Below are 18,106 nucleotides of genomic sequence, written 5' to 3'. Positions count from 1 at the left end.
GCGTTGCCACGGCGTTACACCGGTCGTCGGGTCGGGTGACCAGGGTCGCGGGGTTTGCGCGGTCGTGATCTCATGGGACTTCATCACGGTAAGTCGGTAACGGAGGGCTATAACGTGCTGGATGGAGATCGTGGCGCCGACGACGGCGTCCCACGTGCCACCGAGGGCGTGACACCGGTCGACGTGGAGGAGCCGGTGATGCCGGCACCCGAGTTCCCGACCTTCACCCGTACGGCGGGACTGCCTCAACAGTCGCCCGGCAACGGATTCGAGAGCGGACGCGACAGTCGTGCACGGTGAACCCAGCCCCTCGCTGCCCCGGCGCGGCCCGGCCCCGCCGGTCGACCGGATGGACAACGCCGAACTGGCCCGGATGATCGAGTCCGAGCACCCGTACCGTGGCAAGGCGCTCTTCGAGCTCTGCGACCGGATCGCGCTGGACGACGACGCGGCGACCAAGGTCGGCATGCTGTCCCGGCTCACCTCGCTGCGGCGGGCGCGGCTCTTCGACCGGGTGTCACTGGCCTGGTCGGCGATCATCGCGCTGCTGGCGGCCGAGACCGAGCACTCGCGGGACGAGGCCTACGCCGCGTTCGGCGCGCTGGACCAGGAGGAGCAGCGGGACATGCTCGATTACCTGGAGGTCACGAGGATCGAGGAGGCCCACCCGCGGATCACGTGAGCGGGCCTCCGTGCGGTCAGGATTCGACGCGGACGTCTCTGCGGAACGCGACCCGATCGCGTACGGCCGAGGCGTCCGGTTTCGGGTCGGGGTAGAACCACGCGGCGTCCGCCGCGGTCTGTCCGTCCGCCCGGAGCGAGTAGTAGGACGCCTTGCCCTTCCACGGGCAGACGGTGTGCGTTTCCGAGGGGACGAGGACGTCCTCGCGGACGCTGGCGAGGGGGAAGTAGTGGTTGCCCTCGAGTACCACCGTGTCGTCACTGTCGGCGATCACTTCGTCGTTCCAGATGGCCTTCGGCATGTCCCGAACCTAGCGCGAAGCCGGGTTTGTGTCTGATATGTGCGATTTATTCACCTCTCGTGGGTGAATTGCCGCGACCCGGCTGAAGATCTAGAGTCAATCTCCTTATGGAGTCTCGGTTGGACCAGCTGCGTGGCTCCGGGCGGGCGAAACGCCACAACGCCCGCACCATCGCCGCGCTCACCGGAAACCCGGGTTGCAACCGCCGGGCCGTCCTCGACGCGGCCGGCATCGACAAACAGAGACTCGCCGAGCACATCGGCTTCCCCGGCAGCTTCGGCCAGTCCCGGTTCGCGCTCTCCCGCGGCAACGCCTTCGAGGCCATGCTCAAGGCCGACGACTGCGCCGTGCTGCGCGAGGTGCTCGCCGCCGACGCCGCGCTCGACTACCAGGACCTCGCCGCCGACACCCTCAGCGACCGGCACGAGCAGACCGTCAAGACGCTCGCCGACGCCCGGTCCGCGCTCATCGACCACCCGCTCCTCACCCTCGACGTCGCCGGCCAGACCGTCTATCTCGAGCCCGACCTGATCGCGTACGCCCACCACGGCCGCCTCCAGGTCGTCGAGATCAAGTCGTTCGCGATCGTCGACGGGCAGGCCGACAGCGCCAAGGTCTCGGCCGCCGCCGTGCAGGCCGCCGTCTACGTCCTCGCCCTCCGCGACCTGCTCGAACGCCTCGGCCAGGACCCGTCCACGGTCAGCCACGAGGTCGTCCTGGTCTGCCCGGCCGACTTCAGCTTCAGCCCCACCGCGGTCGTCCTCGACGTGCGCAAGCAGCTCTCCACCCTGCGCCGTCAGCTGTCCCGTCTCGCCTCGGTCACCGACCTGATCGACGCCCTCCCGGCCGGCCTCACCTTCGACCTCGCACTCGACCCCGAGGAGCTCGTCACCGCGCTCGGCCACGTCGCGGCCCGCTACGCGCCCGAGTGCCTGTCCGCCTGCGAACTCTCCGTCTACTGCCGGAACGAGGCGTCCGGCAGCACGGCGGCACTCGGCCGGACCGTCCGGGAGGCGCTCGGCGGCATCGACTCCGTCGACGAGGTGCTCGCCCTGGCCGACGGCAGCCGCGAGCCGGCCGAGGACCAGGCCGAGGCGGCGGCCATGCTGCGGGCCGCGCTGCGCCTGCGGACCGAGGCCCTCTCTTGAGTACGTTGACCGCGCTCGCCCGGGCACAGGCGGCGGCCACCGGTCACGCCCAGCCCATCGCCACCGTGCGCCACCTGCACGTCCACGACCACCCGCTGGTGCTGATCCCGCTGGTGATGGCCGGCGAGGCGAACGCGCCGCTGGCCGCGATGGTCGGCACCGATCCGGCCCGGCCCCGCCTGCTCACCGTCGGTCAGCCGCGCAACCGCGACGAGCGGTTCGCCTTCGCCGCCGACCTCGCCACCACCCTCGTGACCTACGCCGACTCGTTCACCACCGACACCGAGGACGTCGCCGTCGACCGGGGCAGAGACGTCCGGCAGCGGTACGTCGACGCACCACAGATCTGGGTGCCCAACCCGGGCGGAGTCGACTTCGTGCGCCTCTTCGGGCGGTCGACCCGGTTCCGGCGTACCGACGGCGACAACCCGGTGCCCGCCGCAGTGCCACTGCTCGGGCGCTGGCTCACCTTCTTCGCCGGCACCGCCGAGATGCCCGGCTCGGCACTGCTGGTCAACGCGGTACAGGCGCTCGGGCTGCACTGGGTGACCGGGCAGAGCAGCGCCGAGGACGCGCAGTTCGGGGTCCAACTCGCCTGGATCGAGTCCGGTGCGGCCGCCGCCCGCGACGCCGAGAACGGGCCGGTCGCCGGGCCCGCCACCGATCCCGACTTCGACAACCGGGTGCTCGCCCCGCTCATCGAACGGTCCGCACCGGAACTCCCGCAGGTTCTCCACGACCTCCTGCTGCCCACCTGGGAGCGGATGTGGCGGACCCTCGGGCTGCTGCGCCGCCTGCCCGCCGGCGAGCGTGTCCGGCTGCGGTGGGACAGCGACCGCGACGCGTTCACCGCCTTCGCGCAGAACCTCGCCGAGGGCGGCCCACCACAACCCCGCCGCGACGGTGCGGTCGCCGCGGCCGCCCGCCTCCAGCGCCTGGAGAGCGCGGCCTCCCGCTATGCGGTCCAGCGCGCCTTCGACGACCCGCTCGTCCTGGCCGAGTACCGGCTCAGCGGCGCCGCCTTCGCCGGGACCGTCACCCTCGCCAATCCCGACCGGGTCGACGACAGCGGCAAACGGCCCGTGCTCCGCCCCCGGATCATGGTGCACACCACCGAGCCGGTCCGGGTCGAGGCCGGAGTCGCACTGACGTCACCGGCCCGGCCGTCGCAGAAGGCGCGGGTCGTCTCGGTGAGCCCGGCCGGCGACGGGCACGACGTCCTCCTCGAACTGTCCGGCGGGATGGGGCGGCGGTTGGTGGCCGAGCCCGGCAGCGTTCCCTCGGTGGGGGAGCGGCTCGTCCTGACCACGCTGAGCGAGGCCTACCGGCCGGGCGGCACGTTGCCCGACCCCGCCGAGACCCCCTGGACCCACGGCGGCCCGCCGGTCCCCTACACCGACCCGTCCGAAACCGGCCCGTCAGGCACCGGCCCGTCGTCGCTTTCCGCGTCAGATGAGCCTGACCAGCAGGAGGGCGATGTCGTCGCTGCGGCGCGGGGCGATCTCCAACAGCCGGGCGCAGAGCTCGTCACCGGTGCGGCCCGCGTTCTCCCGTAGGACCGCCGACAGGCCGGCGATGCCGTCGTCCAGCAGTTGCTCCCGGTCCTCGACCAGGCCGTCGGTGTAGAGCACCAGCGTCGAACCGGCCGGCACGAACCGCCGCGACGTGGTCCGGGACTCCCCGCGCGGCGGCAGGCCGAGCAGTGGCTCCGGTGGCACCCACCACACCTGGACGTTCCCGTCCGGCAACAGCAGCAACGGCGGTGGATGCCCGGCGTTGGCGAACCCCACCTCGTAACCCGACCAGCACGTCCGCACCCGGGCCAGCACCGCCGTCGCCGAAGCGGCCACCCGCAAGCCGTGCAGTGCCTGGTCGAGCGCCGTGAGCAGGGCGCCCGGCTCCTCGTCGCGCCCGTAGGCGTCGCCCCGGACCAGATTGCGGAGCTGGCCCATCGTCGCGGCGGCCTCGATGTCGTGACCGGACACGTCCCCGACCGCCACCACGACACTGCCGTCGGGCTGGGCGAACGCGTCATACCAGTCGCCGCCGACGGCCGCGCCGTCCTGCGCCGGGAGATAGCGGGCGTGCAGCTGGATCCCCGGGATCACCGGCAGCTCGGTGAGCAGGCTGCGCTGCAGCACCTCGGCGACGTGCCGCTGCTCCCGGTAGAGCCGGCTGTTCTCCACCGCGAGACCCGCCCGGCGGCCCACCTCCGCCGCCGTCCACTCCTCGGCAGCCGTGAACGCGGCCCTCTCCGGCCGGTTGACCAGCAGGATCGCGCCGAGCGCCCGCCGCCGCACCGGGGAGACCACCGGCACGATCAGCGACGCACCGAACCCGGCCCGCGCGGTGATCTCGGCGAGCTCCGCATCGGTGATCCGGCTGCGCATCTCGGCGTCACCGTCAGCGGAACGCATCGTCCGCCCCCGGGCCCGCACCGCCACGATCATCGCCCGCAGATCGACGTGGGAGCCGGCCGCCAGCTCGGCGAGCCGGGCCATGTCGGCCGCCCGCTCCGGGTCGCAGTGCGCGGCCGACACCCGGGCCGTCCCGCCCGGATCGTCGGCGACCGCCACCACACACCAGTCGGCCAGAGCCGCCGTGACGATGTCGCCGAGCCGGCGCATCGCCTCGTCCACATCCATGGTCGCGGCCAGGGACTCGGTCAGCTCGGCCAGCAGCTCCAGCTGGTGGTGCGCGGACTCGGCCGCCCGGCGGTCGTCCTCGGCCGACGTGCGTGCCTGCTCGGCGGCGGTCCGCGCCTCCTCGGCCGCGGTCCGGGCCTCCTCCGCGGCGGTCCGGGCCTCCTCGGCGGCGGTCCGGGCCTCCTCGGCGTTCTCCCGGGCGATGCGCAGGCAGACCTCCGACGAGCACACCTCGGCCAGCTCGCGGATCAGGGCGACCTCGCTCGGGGTCCAGGCGCGCGGCTCCTGGTCGATGGCGCAGAGCGCACCCACGATCAAGCCGTCCGGGTCGGTGATCGGCGCACCCACATACGCGATCGCGCCGATCTCGCCGATCACCGGGTTGTCCCGCATCCGGGGGTCGTCGCGCACATCCGGCACGATCTGCATCTCCCCGGCCATCACCACATGCCGGCTGAACGAGTGTGTGAGCGGCATCTCCCGTGCCGAGGCCAGTGGCTCCGGCACCCCGACCTGCCCGGCCAGGAACTGCCGGTCCTCGTCGACCAGGCAGACCACACCCATCGGAGCGTCGATCAGCTTGTGCACCAGCATCGCGACCCGGTTGAACGCGTCATCCGGAACCGGGCCCGCGGTGATCCGGCGCACCGATAGCAGGCGCGGCGGATCAGCGAGCACACCTTCGCCGATCAGGCCCCACTGAAGCACCTTCGCCCTCCGCGGTCTCGACCGTCAGGTTACCGGCGGCTCACGGGCAACGACCGTTACCGTCGTGACCCGATCATCCGTTTCAACCCACCCGAAAGGACGAGTCGCCCCCGCTCCGTGGCCACGCCCGCCCCGTGTGGCCACGACTTTCCACGCTGCTTCGGTCTCATATTTCGGGACGGGGTGGGGCGGTGAGTCGGGACGGGGTGGGGGCGGTGAGTCGGGAGGGGGTGGGGCGGTGAGGAGGCAGTAACCCCGGCGGTCGCGTTGCGGCCCCGCGCCGGGGTGACGTCGCGGGGACAGTCACGGGACCCCTCGTAGCCGTACAAAGAAGATCAAGCGGCGTGACCGAACGGCTGCCGCCGCCCGGCCGACAAGCCGGACCGGATCGTGCCGCGGATCTCGGCCCAGCCGAGCCCGGCGTGCCGGGCCGCCGCGGACAGTGCCCACCGCACCTCGCCCTCGTCGAGCAGGCCCGCGCCGACCAGTCGCCCCAGGGCGAAGGCCGCCCTGTTCAGGGTGTCGTTGCGGGTGCCCGGTGGCGCGTCGGCGACGCGGCCGGCCTCGGCGTCGAGAGCCGCCTCCGCATAGCGGTCCGGATGGGCCAGCGGGCGCCGCGGAACCGGCTCGGGCTGTGGGCCGGCGATCAGCGCCACCAGGGCCGCCGGGCCGGCCGGCAGGGTGACCGCGGGGCGTTGGATCCACCTGTACGGCATGCCGCTCGCGTGCCGGGACGGAGGCGCCAGGACGTAACCGCCGGAACCGCGCCAATCCAGCCCGGGGAGCAGGCGGACCCGGTTGCCGAAGCCCGTCGGGCGGAACCAGAGATGACGGCCACCCGAGCCGGTGCGCACCTGCGGACCGGGCGGGACGTCGCCGCCGAGCAGGTGGCGCAGCCCGTGCCAGCCCTCCGCCGAGTCGACGTCGGCCACATCCATGACCACGCCGGTGCGCAGGCCCACGTTGGCGCGCGGCCAGAACGTCCACCACAACCGGATCTGCCGAGGGTCGGTGGACGCCTCGGTCAGGCCGTGCCGCAGGCGGGGATGTTTGCCGGAACGCTCGCATCGGGCTCCTCTGTCGCAGGAACAGGCGCCCCTCAGGTCAGGCGTGTGCACCGGCAGGACGGGGACGCCATGCCGGGCATACGCCAGGGCAGCCGTTAGCGACATTAGAACAACCGTACGACAATCAGCCCCCGTCCGGCAGGGTGCGCAGCACGTGTGCGATGTGGTGCGATGTGCTCCAGGCGATCCAGCTGGCCGAACTCCCGGCACCCCGCGCGGTCCTGGCACGTTTCGCGATCTCGGCGTCACCCCAGGAGAACCGTGCTCCGGCCGACGGCCACTGCGGTGAGGTCACGAGGGTCCGGCACAGGTCGTGGCACCGGTCGTCGCTGCGCCCGCCCCGCCGCGCCCAGCGGTAGATCCACCACTCGCGCTCCGTCGTATACCTCAGCGTGGGGAGCTGCCGGTGCGGCTGGACCCCGCGCCGCCGGACCGGCGAGGTCACGCCGTAGTCGGCATATCCGAGATCCGGCTCGCCGAGGCGCTCCCAGACACGGGCGTCGAGCCGGCCCAGCGCCACCGGCCGGTCGGTGGGCAGATCGTCGAGGTTCGGTGGCATCGCACCGGACGCCACGCTCACCGAGCGCCACGGCGCGCCACGGGCCCAGCGCAGCACCCGGCGGGCCCGGTCCTCCACCTCGGTGGCGTGCGACAGGCACGCCGTCTCGGCGAGATCGATCAGCAGGTCGACCTCGCACGGGTCGAGGGCCGCGGAACGCAACAGCCGCTCGGTGACGGCATCCGCCTCGGCCGGGTTGGCGGCGTCGGTGTGCGGGCGCATCCGCAACACCGCGCCGTGCCGGTGCAGCCGGGCGGCCCGCCCGTGCGCGGCCAGTCGTGGCCCGCTCTCGTGCGGCCGCAGCACCGGGGTCATGGCCAGGCCGAGACCTGCCATGCGCTCGGCGAGCGGCTCCGGCCCGGCGGTCGCCTCGGGCACGTCTCCGAAGTCGACAGCCAGCGCCCGGACGTGTGGTCGCAGCTCGCGGACCAGGGGAAGGACGACGCCGTCCGGCTCCAGCTCGACGATGGGGACGACCCGATCGGCCTCGTCGACCGACAGGTGTGCCAGGGCGGTGAACTCACCCCGGCGGGGTCGCAGGATCGGGTGGTAGACCCGGTCGCGCTTCATTCACCAACGGTACCGTCACGGACGGTATAGATGGGCGAGCATCGATTGATTGGCCTCCCACCCGTCCGGGAATTTCACCGGAACATTGAGGTGCACCGGCTCGGTCGACGGGTGCGCGTCGAGCAGCTCGGCGATGCCGGCCCGGGCCACCACCACGCACGCGTGCCGGTGCCGGGAGGTCAGCACGCAGAGACGGCCCGACTCCAGGTGGAAGGCGGTCGCGTCACGCCGGCCGGAGAGCGGGTGCAGCACCACGGTCAAGTCGTACTCCCGGCCCTGCAACCTGTTCGCCGTATCCACAGTGACCTCGGCCGCCTCCGCCGGCAACAACGAGCGGATCACCGCGACCTGATCACGGTGGGCGGCGCCGATCGCGATCCGGTCCGGTGTCAGCGGGCCGGAGCCGGACTCCGACGTCGCAACCCCCTCCCTGGTCAGGGCACGTGCGGCAAGCGTCGCACAGGCCGCCGCGGCCTCCGCGTCGGTCCGCACGGTGAACCGCTCGGCCAGCTCGTGCAGCCCCCACCCGGTGGCGGCCGCACCATCCAGCACGGCGTCGAACGCGTCGCGTGGCGGCTGCCCGAAGGCCAGTGTGCGGTCGCCCGGCCCGGTCCCCGAGCGAAACCCGGTGAACGGGTAGAACGCCGCCGCCACGACCGGTGCCGCCGACGCCGGGAGCCGCCACGACACCGGCAGCCGGTGCACCGGCAGATCAGGGTTGTGCCGCAGCAGCACCGCCACCGCACTCTGCATCGGATCCCAGGACAGGCCGATCCACCGCTCCACCTCCACCGTGGAGAACGGGTCCAGCTGGCCCGGGTCACCGACGAACAGGGCGCGCGCGAAACGCGGCGCGACACGGAGAAGAGCATCGGAGCGCATCTGGTACGCCTCGTCGACGATCGCCCACGGCCAGGTGCCCTCGGTGACCGTGGCCCACTTGGCAGCCGTGCCGATGGTGACCGGCGGTGACCCCAGATCCGCCACCTTGGCCGCCACCCGGCACCCCGGATGCGCCCGGACCCGTGGCGTCGGCTCGTAGTCGACAGCCGACAATCGGCCCACCCGAAGCTCCGGCGACCGCACCCCGAGCCGCTCGATCAGGTCGTCCACCTGCTCGTTGGTCTGAGCCACGATCATCAACGGCGCACCGGTGGCGGCCAGCTCCCCGGCTGCGCGGACCACGAGCGTCGACTTGCCGGCGCCGGGTGGGGAGTCGACGACCACCCCGCGGTGGTCACCCTCGGTGAGATCGCGGAGGACCGCGGCGATGACGGTCGCGGCCTCCTCGGCCGGGCTGACGAGCGTGTTCGAACCCATTCCGGCACGGTAGCGCCCACCCCTGACAGAACCGGTAGCCTCCCCAGATCATGGGTGAGCGCGAATGGGACTGGCCGGTCGCGGAGCTGACCGCGCTGCGGTTGGGCCGGCGGCTCGGTGTGCGGGTCCCGGCCTCCCGGCCACATCGGTGGTCGTTCGTGCACATCGTTCCCGAGACGCCGGGTTTCGTGATCGCGCATTGGGAGTTCGAAGCCGACCGCCTGGAAGGTCACGATCACGATCTGGCAGCGGTACGCCTCCGTCGCGCGGCCGCCGCCGATGAGGCCGAACTCCTCGCTGTGCTGCGTGAATGGCAACTCCCGCCGGACCGTTTCCGCTCCTCCTGGGACACCGTCGACCCGCACGGAGAGTAGTTATCCACAGGCCTTCTCCGCGTTGTCGCCAATCTCGCTACCGTCTGCCGCGAAGTCATCACGGTGAATGAGGAGGCGACATGTTCGACGGATTCGCGGGACGCGATCCCGACGAGATCGAGCGGCTGATCGACGAGTGGCGCGGGACGATCGAGGACCGCACGGCCCGGGCCCGGGCGCTGGAGGCGCGGCTGGCACAGCTCTCCGAGACCGCGCGAAGTCCTGACGGGCTGGTCACCGTCACGGTCAGTGCCGCTCTCGACCTGACCCGGCTCGACCTGGGCGAGGGCATCCGGCAGCGGGCCGCGTCGGTCACCGCGCGGGAGATCATGGCGACGATGCGGGCCGCCCGGGGTGCGCTGGTTTCGGCGGTCACGGTCGCGACCGCCGAGACGGTCGGGACGGAGAGTGCGGCCGGCCAGGCGATCATCTCGGCGTACGCGGACTGTCTCGCTCCCGCCCCGCCGACTGTTCCCGCGTCCTCCGGGCCGTCGGCCGTTCCTGGCTCTTCCGGGCCGTCGGGTGTCCCTGGCTCTTGCGGGCCGTCGGGTGTCTCCGGCTCTTGCGGGCCGTCGGGTGTCTCCGGCTCTTCCGGGCCGTCGGGTGTCCCTGCCTCTTCCGGCCGGGCGGGGCCGGGTGTCGGCGGCCGCGCTTGATTGGCTCCGTGCCGGCTGGCCTTGACGGGCTGCGCTCACTGGGCGGCGGCCGGGCTCGAGCGGGTCGTGCCGACTGACACGGATTGACGGCGCCCGCCGGTGGCCGGGCGCCCAACGGGACCGGTTCGGTGAGCCGGTCCGGCGAATGGTTCCGGCCCGCCGATGACCGGGACCGACAACGACATCGGGGAGGAGAGGAGCAGCATCGTGTCCACTCAGGAGCACGTCTACTTTCATTCGGAGGACAGCGCGGCGGAGTTCGCCGCACGGATCGGCCCGGCGGTCGGCATGGTGGTGATCCGGGGCGGGCGTGGGGAGACGTTCCTGTCGCGGCCCTTGCCGGACGGCGGGGCGGTCGGTGGTGAGCTGCGCGCCAACGAGCTGTCTGATCCGGGGGAGCCGTCGTTCCTCGATGTGTTCCCACTGGTCCTCGACCTGGGGATCACCATCGGTGACCGGGGGCGTCAGCTGGCCGAGGCACGTGCGCTGTTCACCGAATTCGCCGGGGTGTCGCCGGTGCCGGTCGCTCTGGTGCGCGGTTACGACTTCCTGCTCGGTGCGGCGGACAGCGCTAAGAAGCTCGTGTGGTTTCCGGAGAACGTCACTCCGTATGCGGAGGATCGGGAGAGATGGTTGCCATTTCAACCGGACACCCGCGGCTAATTGGCGCCGTGCCAAATAGTTTGGCCGGAATCGATCCGCCACGCTTTAGGCGCCTGCCGTGAATCCACCGCACGGTCGGTTTGAATCCGAGGGGTACGGGAAACGGCCGTGAAAGCCGTGAAAGGTGCTAACCGCCTACAGGCGAACATTCCGGAAAGTCGGATTTTGGTAGCTAGGTGGATCTTGGCTGGGAGAGCGTTTGCCCGCCGACCTCGGCATCTCTCGGAGTGATCTGACGGGTATCTGACACTTGACGGCTGTCCCGTCGGGGTCAGGCTCGCTCAGGAGGGTCGTCGGAGGCGTTCACGTGAAAAGGGACGCGTGTACTGCAATTCATTTCAGCTCCCTCACGCGGTCACAGGGCATCCGCCAGTTGATCAATTGGTCGGACGTTCCGCTGGTCGCGCGGTATTTGATCACGCTCTGTGAGGCATTGTTTGCGTGCGCGTCACCACTTGGAAATATCTCTCGACTTGAATACGGGGTACTGGCGAAAAGCGATAGGGGCATGCAAGTTGCGCCCGTGCTCCGCTGCGCAAGTTGCATGTTTTGCGTCTCGCCGCCCCGCCGCTCCATCGTTGTGGCCAAGCGCTGATCGACATGTTCGATTTCATTCATGCTTGTTGTTGTGATCTCGTTCTTCCCCCTTCCAGTCGATCAATGAAAGTGCAACTCTTCTAGCCAGCAGTGACGTCGGCATCACGGACGGTGGTGGTGGGGAATGCGTCCAGACGTTCTCGTCGGTCCTAGTGAATGGCTGATCGAGCAGTTCGGCGACAAGGTCGCTGATGAACTGTGGACCCGGGTGCCGGAGGCCTTGAGCACGGCGATCGACCGCGAGGTTCACGCTCACCCGGCCATGACCCAGACCATGGAGCGGGTCCTGGCGAATCCCCGGTGGCCACTTCCCTATGAGGAGCTGGTGCTCTTCCTGGGGACGCTACCGGGAGCGGAGATCATCAGTGTGCCGCGCTCCGTCTACCAGTTGGTTCTGATCAACGGCCACGTCGTGGTGCCCTGGTGCTACGGCCAGTCCGCGCGGATCTCGATGCGGGACGCGGAGGTCGGTCGTTCGTTCGGCCGTCTCGCTCGTGAGCTGCTCCGCCGGTTCGGCCCGCCCTGGCGCCGGTCGCCGGTCGAGGCCCCGTTGCCACTCGACGCGGTCGACGAGCGGGAGGTGGCCAAGATCTGCGCGGCGATCGCCCGGATCGCGCCGAAACCGGAGGTGGTCATCGCCGGTTACGCGGGCGCACCGAACCTGGGACTGCTCCGCGCCTGCCTCGGCGAGATCAAGTCCACCGACAACGGCACGTTGAGCTGGAGCCACCTCGACGACCTGCCGCTGCCGCCGCCGGTGATCCCGCGCCCACGCCGCATGCAGTTCCCCTGACCTCGCCCGGCAGCCACCGGACCAGGTGGCCCGAGCATCCCGGCCCGCCAGCTGCCGGACCGAGTGATCCAAGCAGCCCGGCCCGGCCCGGCAGCCGTCGGACCAGGTGGCCCGAGCACTCCGTCCCGGCAGCCGTCGGACCAGGTGGCCCGAGCATCCCGGCCCGGTAGCCGTCGGACCAGGTGGCCCGAGCATCCCACCCGGCACCTGCCGGACCGGCCGATCTGACAGCCCGACCACTCCGATCAGGCCCAGCGAACGACTTGCCCCGCGGAAGGCAGGCCAGCCGCCAGCCCGCCCAACGCGAACCGGACCGGCCGAAAGGCCGGTCCGGTTCAACGTGAGGGGTGGGACGGGAGGTGACGCCGCCGAAACCCAGCGGTGGGTGGCCTGGCTGCGGATGGCTGGGTCGGGCCGGCTCGTGGTCGGGCGGGCTCGCGGTCGGGCGGGCTCGCGGTCGGGCCGGCTCGTGGTCGGGCCGGCTCGTGGTCGGGCCGGCTGGCGGGTCAGGCCGGGTCAGGCCGGTTCGGTCAGGTAGGCGGTGGAGAACGGCTCGCGGCGGGAGCGCATGTCGGCGTAGGCGGCTACCAGCAGCGGCGCGACGATGACGCTGATGGCCAACGCGGTGATGCTGTTGAACACCGTGGAGAAGAGGACACCGGCGGTTCCGCCGGCGATGGTCTCGAAGCCGGCGCCGAGGACCCCGGCGACGAATGCGCTGCCGACGCTGATCCCGAACAGGGTGGCGACCCGGGCGACGGAGGTGCCGATGTCGGCGTTGAAGAGGGCGAAGCAGCGGCCGATGCCGGATCCGCGTTCGAGGGTCACCACCACGGGCAGGACCATCAGCGCGGCGGCGACATAGAAGATCGGCAGGAAGCAGGCGAGGATGGCGGCGATATAGACGAAACCGGCGAGGAGTCCCCAGCCGACGACGGCCGGCGCACGACGGATCCCGGTGCTGAAGGCGGCCGCGATACTGACCGGCTGCCCGGTGGCGGCGAGGACGACCAGCCGGATGCAGACGGCCATGGCGACGACCGAGACGAGGCTCGTGAGGAGGGTGAGGGCGCCGAACGGGAGGGCGGCCTCGAAGTAGCCGCTCATGTCCGGTAGCCGGCGGGGGTCGGCCTGGCTGGCGGCCATCATCCGGGCGCTCTCGTCGGCGAGCCGGATGCTGACCGGCAGTGTGACGGCGGCCATCGGCAGCACGGCGACCGCCTGGACGGTCAGTACCTGTTTCCACGTCTGCCGGGTGAGGGCGAAGCCCCTCTGCCACCAGCCTTCGTAGTTGGGGCTGACCAGTGGGTCGGCCGGTGTCGCGTAATACGCCGGCGGGAGTGCGGGCGGCTGCCCGGGCCAGTAGTGCCCGTTACCGTCCATGTCCGCCCAACCTTGATTCACGTGCTTCCCCAGGACTGTCGTTGCAAGATCAGCGGCGACACCTTAGCTGTTCCGGAACCCGTGCGCCGCCCCGGAACAACAGGCGCGGACAGGCCCTACACTCCGGAGATGGCCGACCAGCGGGAATCGCCCTCCACGATCCGTGACAGGGCCGTGGCGGTCGCTGACTACCTGCTCGCGGTCCGGGCCCAGATGGAGCGACCGGCCCGGACGGTGCCGTCCGACGCGCACTGGCTGCATTCCCTTCCTCAGCATGCCGACTGTCAGACCGGCCCGGGTGCGGACGGCGCGTCCTGGCTGCGGGTGGGCCGTCCGGAGTTGCCCGGTCCGGCGCCGGTGCCGGCGGCTCTGCGGCGACGGCTGCGCGGTGAGGTGACCGCCGGTGAGGAGCCGCAGCTCGACGAGGCCGGCGACGATTTCGGGACCTGGCGGGACGAGGTGTGGCGGCCGTGGTCGCTGGCCACGGCCGCCGCCGAGCAGACCCGTGAGCTGCACCGCCGTCTCTTCGACCGGATGCATCAGCTGGACATGGCGGCCGCCACTACCGAGCTGGTCTGGGGTCACGGTGTCCTGGAGACGGTGATCGACGGCACCCGGGTCCGCTATCCGCTGGTCGCGACCCCGGTCATCATCGAGTATGACGCCGACCGCGCCCTGATCACGGTGTCCCCGGCCGGCCCGTCCCGGTTGCAGACGGAGGCGCTCACCGGGCTGGACGACCGTCACCTCGCCCAGTTGTCGGCGCTGACCGGCCCGGGTGGCGCCGTCGAGGTCGACCTGTGGAGCGACGTCGATCGCCGGGAGCTGTTCGAGCGCGCGCTGACCCGGCTGGGTTTCGACCGCACGGTGGTGGGTGCGACCGATGAGAAACCGTCGGCGGAGGCGTTCGTCCGCGATGTGGCGGTCCTGTTCGCCCGACCCCGGCAGCGGCAGCTCCGCGGCTTCCTGGAGAGCATGCGGAACAGGTTGACCAGCGGAAACAGCGCCGCCGGTGAGGGCCGGGTGGGTGCGCTGGCCGCGATCGTGGCGCACGAGCCGAGCCGCCTGCTGATGCCGGACGACACCCCGGAGACGTGGGAGCGGGTGGGGGACCGGCTGCTGATGCCCCTGCCGACGAACGAGGCGCAGGAGTCGATCGCCCGTCGTCTGGCGCATCACCGCAACGTGGCCGTGCAGGGCCCGCCGGGTACCGGCAAGACGCACACGATCCGCAATCTGATCTGCCATCTGATGGCGAACGGCAAGCGGGTCCTGGTGGTGGCGCAGAAGGAGGAGCCGCTGCGGGTGCTGCGTGACGGGCTGCCGGAGGAGGTTCAGGCACTGTGTCTCGCGGTGCTCGGGCGGACCACCGACCAGCTGGTGCAGCTGCAGCTGGCGGCGCGTGAGCTCTCCGACCGGGCGGCGACGCTCGACAAGGAGGCGGAGGAGCGCCGCGTCGACCGGCTGACCCGCAACCTGGAGGAGGCGGAGCGGGAGCTGGCTGCCGCGATGGCGGGACTGCGACTGATCGCCGAGAACGAGGCTCAGACGTACCAGATCGGTGGTGTCGCTCTTCTCCCCGCCGAGGTCGGCGGATGGCTGCGGGAGCGGGCCGTCGCGCACGGTGGCATCCCGGACCCGATCTCGGGTCCGGCGCCGCTGACCATCGAAGAGTTCGCCACGCTGCTGAAACTCGCGGCCCGGCTGACGCCGGAGGACCGGGCGGCCTCGATGCGGCCACTTCCCGAGATCTCCGACCTTCCGGACACCGCGGCGGCGACCGCGGCGAGGGAGCAGGTGGCACGGACCGAGGCGACCCTGTCCCGGTTGGCGGACGAGGGCGTCGACATGGCGGCGGTACGAGCGGAGCGCCGTTCCGGCATGGTCGACCTGTTGACCGAGGTGCGGGAGGCTCTCGCGTGGCTGCGACGGCGTGAGGGCACCTGGACCGACCGGCTGGGCCGGCTGCTCGACGACCACCATTGGCGCTCGCTCTGGAACGACCAGGTGGTCACCACGGAGACCCTGTTCGCGGAGCTGGCGGCGCTGGCCCGGGAGGTGTCCGGCCACCGGATCGTGATGCCGGAGCAGGTCCTCGCCGAGCCGAAACTGCTGCTCACCCGCCTGGCCGAGATCCGGCAGCGGTTCGAGGCGGGCCGCGGCCTGAACCGGATCCTGCAGGCCGGGCTGTACCGGCTGGCCGACGAGGTGCGGGTGGACGGTGAGCCGATACGCACCGTCGCCGACGTCGACCTCGCGCAGAAGGCGGTCCGCCGTGCGCAGGCCCGCCAGCGGCTGGGTGAGTCCTGGTTCGAGTGGGTGCAGCGGCTGGCGATCCCGGAGCCGGAGGGCGGCTGGGGTGACCCGGAGATCTGGGCCGGTGGCCTGCTCGCCGAGGCGAACCAGTCACTGGACTTCGACCTGAACCGCTGGCCGCCGCTGGCCGGGCGGATCTCGGCGCTGATGCCGCAGCGGGAGCTGGCGGTCGACGCGACCCGGCTGTCCGGCGTGCTGGAGGTGCTGGAGGCCCTGGCCGAGGTGTTCGGCATGGAGAAGACGGTGGCCGTGGAGAAGGCGGTCGCCGAGCGGGTGGCGGCCTGGCCGCACCTGGCCGAGGCGTGGAAGACACTCGACGGCTGGGACGAGGCGATCGCCGAGGTGCGCCGGCTGGTGCTGTTGCAGCCGGACGTGATGCGGTTCGACGCCGCGTACCGTCGGCTGGCGGTGGCCGCGCCGGAGTGGGCCGCGCAGATCGGCAGCGGTGAGCACCCGGTCGTCTCCGGTCAGGCCTGTCTGGAGGCGTGGGAGTGGCGGCGCGCGCAGACCTGGTTCGACGGGGTGGTCGGTGAGGTCGACCCGGCGGTGCTGGCCCGGCGGGTGGAGCGGGCCCGTGACCGGATCCGGCGCCTGACCAGCGAACTGGTCGTGGCGTCGGCGTGGCTGGAGGTGTCCCGGGCGCTCGACGACCGGCGGCGGGCCGCGCTGGCCGACTGGACCACGGCCCTCCGCAAGATCGGCAAGGGGACCGGCCGGAGCGCGGCGACCTGGCAGGCCCACGCGCAACGGGCGATGGAGTCGGCGGTCAGCGCCGTTCCGGTCTGGGTCATGTCGGTGGACCGGGCGATCGAGCAGTTCGCCGGTGGTGCGAAGTTCGACGTGGTGATCGTCGACGAGGCGTCGCAGGCCGATCTGTTCGCGCTGCCGGTGCTGTCGCTCGCCGAGCGGGCGGTGGTGGTCGGCGACGACCAGCAGATCGGGCCGCAGCTGGGGTTCGTCGGCTCGGTCGAGGGCCTGGTCAAGCGGCATCTGACGGGCGTGCCGTCGGCCGAGCACTTCGATCCGGAGTCGTCGCTCTACGACCATGCGGTACGCCGTTCGCCGGAACGGATCCTGCTGACCGAGCACTTCCGGTGCGTACCGCAGATCATCGAGTTCTCGTCGCGGCACTACTACGACGGCAAGATCCGGCCGTTGCGGGCGGACCGGCCGGCGCTGCCCCCGATCCAGACCGTGCACTGCGCGGAGGGGGTGCGGCAGCCGATCGCCGGGTTCGGCGACGTGAACGTGGAGGAGGCGGCCGCACTCGTCGAGCGGGTCACGAAGATCGTCGCGGATCCCCGCTACGACGGGCGGACCCTCGGCGTGATCAGCCTGTTGAGCAGCAGCGGGCAGGCCGGCTATCTGCTGGAGCAGTTGCACGAGGCGATCGGCGAGGACGAGATCCAGGCCCGGCGGCTGCGGGTCGGTGACGCGTACACGTTCCAGGGCGACGAGCGGGACGTGGTGCTGGTGTCGATGGTGGTGTCCGAGAAGGATCCCCGGATCGCGGCGTTCACGAAACGCGACTACCACCGGCGCATCAATGTGGCGGCGTCCCGGGCCCGCGACCAGCTGTGGATCTTCCACTCGGTCCGGCCGGGCGTGCTTCTCGCCGACGATGCCCGGGGGCGGCTTCTGTCGTACGCCATCGATCTGCCCTCGGAGGCGGCGGCGGCCGATCCGTCCGCGCACTGCGAGACCGACTTCGAGCGTGAGGTCTTGAAGTTGCTGGTGGGCCGGGGTTTCCGGCCGATTCCGCAGTTCCGGATCGGCGCCTACCGGATCGATTTCGTGGTGAACGCGCCGGACGGGCGGCGACTCGCGATCGAGTGCGACGGGGACGCCTATCAGGGGCCGGAGCAGTGGGAGAGCGACATGCGCCGGCAGTCGGTCCTCGAGCGTGTCGGTAACTGTGTGTTCGTGCGGATCAGGGGCAGCGTGTTCGCCCGGGAGCCGGAGGTGGCGATGCGGCCGGTCTGGCAGCGTCTCGATGAGCTGGAGATCACCTCCGTCTAGACCTCACGCAGAGCACATCGACGGATGCGCTGGGTGCATGTGGACGGTGCTGATCGGGTAGGGGAATGCGGAAGGTTCCACAGCAAATACGCGTAGTGACTGTCTGTCATGGAATAGGCCAGGGTATTTCGACGGAAATGTAAGGGAACGAGGTCATCCATTCGGTTGTTTCGTTACTCTGGATGGGCGATAATTCCCTGCTCCTGGCCTTGCTTGCGAATTCGGTAAAAGTTTGACGCTCGCGTCCACTGTTACTACGGCCCGGTGACAGGTCGTAATAGGTGAGGTGTCTTGGTGGCAGGGGG

General features: G+C 71.2%; 15 protein-coding genes. 9 read left to right on the top strand and 6 right to left on the bottom strand.

Annotated features, from left to right (window positions below; all coding sequences use genetic code 11):
• The first annotated feature begins 114 nt into the window (after positions 1–114).
• Both ACFO0C_RS37670 and ACFO0C_RS37665 read left to right on the top strand, forming a co-directional pair.
• Positions 115–300: a hypothetical protein gene (locus ACFO0C_RS37670; RefSeq protein ID WP_378071579.1), complete on the top strand. Its 186-nt coding sequence runs from the start codon at positions 115–117 to the stop codon at positions 298–300.
• Entirely contained in the window at positions 290–682 is a 393-nt protein-coding gene (locus ACFO0C_RS37665; protein WP_378071578.1) for a hypothetical protein, read from the top strand. The genes ACFO0C_RS37670 and ACFO0C_RS37665 overlap by 11 nt, the downstream gene beginning before the upstream one ends.
• 16 nt (positions 683–698) lie before the next feature.
• On the opposite strand, the gene ACFO0C_RS37660 is transcribed toward ACFO0C_RS37665, so the two are convergent.
• A complete protein-coding gene (locus ACFO0C_RS37660) occupies positions 699–983 on the bottom strand; it encodes a DUF427 domain-containing protein (RefSeq protein ID WP_378071577.1) in 285 nt (94 codons plus the stop codon).
• Between the two features lie 107 nt (positions 984–1,090).
• Here ACFO0C_RS37660 and ACFO0C_RS37655 point away from each other — a divergent pair, with 107 nt between their 5' ends.
• Both ACFO0C_RS37655 and ACFO0C_RS37650 read left to right on the top strand, forming a co-directional pair.
• Positions 1,091–2,131, top strand: a complete 1,041-nt coding sequence (locus tag ACFO0C_RS37655) for a hypothetical protein (RefSeq protein ID WP_378071576.1) — start codon at positions 1,091–1,093, stop codon at positions 2,129–2,131.
• The gene (locus ACFO0C_RS37650; protein ID WP_378071575.1) at positions 2,128–3,687 is read left to right on the top strand and encodes a hypothetical protein; all 1,560 of its coding nucleotides are present in this window, start codon (positions 2,128–2,130) and stop codon (positions 3,685–3,687) included. The genes ACFO0C_RS37655 and ACFO0C_RS37650 overlap by 4 nt, the downstream gene beginning before the upstream one ends.
• Here ACFO0C_RS37650 and ACFO0C_RS37645 read toward each other — a convergent pair.
• The 4 genes from ACFO0C_RS37645 to ACFO0C_RS37630 form a co-directional block, all read right to left on the bottom strand.
• Positions 3,580–5,484, bottom strand: a complete 1,905-nt coding sequence (locus tag ACFO0C_RS37645) for a GAF domain-containing SpoIIE family protein phosphatase (RefSeq protein WP_378071574.1) — start codon at positions 5,482–5,484, stop codon at positions 3,580–3,582. The two genes, ACFO0C_RS37650 and ACFO0C_RS37645, sit on opposite strands and share 108 nt — an antisense overlap.
• Positions 5,485–5,819: 335 nt before the next feature.
• Positions 5,820–6,656, bottom strand: a complete 837-nt coding sequence (locus ACFO0C_RS37640; protein WP_378071573.1) for a bifunctional DNA primase/polymerase — start codon at positions 6,654–6,656, stop codon at positions 5,820–5,822.
• Positions 6,657–6,675: 19 nt separating this feature from the next.
• Positions 6,676–7,680 carry a beta family protein gene (locus ACFO0C_RS37635; RefSeq protein ID WP_378071572.1) on the bottom strand — a complete coding sequence of 335 codons (1,005 nt, stop codon included), beginning with the start codon at positions 7,678–7,680 and terminating at the stop codon, positions 6,676–6,678.
• A 15-nt stretch (positions 7,681–7,695) separates the two neighbouring features.
• Entirely contained in the window at positions 7,696–9,000 is a 1,305-nt protein-coding gene (locus tag ACFO0C_RS37630; RefSeq protein WP_378071571.1) for an AAA family ATPase, read from the bottom strand.
• A 50-nt stretch (positions 9,001–9,050) separates the two neighbouring features.
• Between ACFO0C_RS37630 and ACFO0C_RS37625 the strand changes: the two genes are divergently transcribed.
• The 4 genes from ACFO0C_RS37625 to ACFO0C_RS37610 all read left to right on the top strand — a co-directional run bounded on the left by ACFO0C_RS37625 (position 9,051) and on the right by ACFO0C_RS37610 (position 12,083).
• Positions 9,051–9,374: a hypothetical protein gene (locus ACFO0C_RS37625; RefSeq protein WP_378071570.1), complete on the top strand. Its 324-nt coding sequence runs from the start codon at positions 9,051–9,053 to the stop codon at positions 9,372–9,374.
• An 80-nt stretch (positions 9,375–9,454) separates the two neighbouring features.
• Entirely contained in the window at positions 9,455–10,030 is a 576-nt protein-coding gene (locus tag ACFO0C_RS37620; RefSeq protein ID WP_378071569.1) for a YbaB/EbfC family nucleoid-associated protein, read from the top strand.
• Between the two features lie 162 nt (positions 10,031–10,192).
• Positions 10,193–10,693: a hypothetical protein gene (locus tag ACFO0C_RS37615; protein ID WP_378071568.1), complete on the top strand. Its 501-nt coding sequence runs from the start codon at positions 10,193–10,195 to the stop codon at positions 10,691–10,693.
• 721 nt (positions 10,694–11,414) lie between these two features.
• Positions 11,415–12,083, top strand: a complete 669-nt coding sequence (locus ACFO0C_RS37610) for a hypothetical protein (protein WP_378071567.1) — start codon at positions 11,415–11,417, stop codon at positions 12,081–12,083.
• A gap of 516 nt (positions 12,084–12,599) precedes the next feature.
• On the opposite strand, the gene ACFO0C_RS37605 is transcribed toward ACFO0C_RS37610, so the two are convergent.
• The gene (locus ACFO0C_RS37605; protein WP_378071566.1) at positions 12,600–13,466 is read right to left on the bottom strand and encodes a hypothetical protein; all 867 of its coding nucleotides are present in this window, start codon (positions 13,464–13,466) and stop codon (positions 12,600–12,602) included.
• A gap of 129 nt (positions 13,467–13,595) precedes the next feature.
• Between ACFO0C_RS37605 and ACFO0C_RS37600 the strand changes: the two genes are divergently transcribed.
• Entirely contained in the window at positions 13,596–17,801 is a 4,206-nt protein-coding gene (locus ACFO0C_RS37600) for an AAA domain-containing protein (protein WP_378071565.1), read from the top strand.
• The last annotated feature ends 305 nt before the right edge of the window (positions 17,802–18,106 follow it).

This window comes from Actinoplanes subglobosus (assembly GCF_042650585.1).
Lineage (GTDB): Bacteria > Actinomycetota > Actinomycetes > Mycobacteriales > Micromonosporaceae > Actinoplanes > Actinoplanes subglobosus.
Note: the sequence above shows the minus strand (reverse complement) of the source record. Positions and strands in the feature narration are given on the sequence as shown.

Bases quoted from the DNA above. Each gene is read 5' to 3' on its own strand.
- ACFO0C_RS37655 (WP_378071576.1), top strand. From the start codon at position 1,091: ATGGAGTCTCGGTTGGACCAGCTGCGTGGCTCCGGGCGGGCGAAACGC.
- ACFO0C_RS37605 (WP_378071566.1), bottom strand. From the start codon at position 13,466: ATGGACGGTAACGGGCACTACTGGCCCGGGCAGCCGCCCGCACTCCCG.
- ACFO0C_RS37625 (WP_378071570.1), top strand. From the start codon at position 9,051: ATGGGTGAGCGCGAATGGGACTGGCCGGTCGCGGAGCTGACCGCGCTG.
- ACFO0C_RS37635 (WP_378071572.1), bottom strand. From the start codon at position 7,680: ATGAAGCGCGACCGGGTCTACCACCCGATCCTGCGACCCCGCCGGGGT.
- ACFO0C_RS37615 (WP_378071568.1), top strand. From the start codon at position 10,193: ATGACCGGGACCGACAACGACATCGGGGAGGAGAGGAGCAGCATCGTG.
- ACFO0C_RS37620 (WP_378071569.1), top strand. From the start codon at position 9,455: ATGTTCGACGGATTCGCGGGACGCGATCCCGACGAGATCGAGCGGCTG.
- ACFO0C_RS37660 (WP_378071577.1), bottom strand. From the start codon at position 983: ATGCCGAAGGCCATCTGGAACGACGAAGTGATCGCCGACAGTGACGAC.
- ACFO0C_RS37640 (WP_378071573.1), bottom strand. From the start codon at position 6,656: ATGTCGCTAACGGCTGCCCTGGCGTATGCCCGGCATGGCGTCCCCGTC.
- ACFO0C_RS37610 (WP_378071567.1), top strand. From the start codon at position 11,415: ATGCGTCCAGACGTTCTCGTCGGTCCTAGTGAATGGCTGATCGAGCAG.
- ACFO0C_RS37600 (WP_378071565.1), top strand. From the start codon at position 13,596: ATGGCCGACCAGCGGGAATCGCCCTCCACGATCCGTGACAGGGCCGTG.
- ACFO0C_RS37630 (WP_378071571.1), bottom strand. From the start codon at position 9,000: ATGGGTTCGAACACGCTCGTCAGCCCGGCCGAGGAGGCCGCGACCGTC.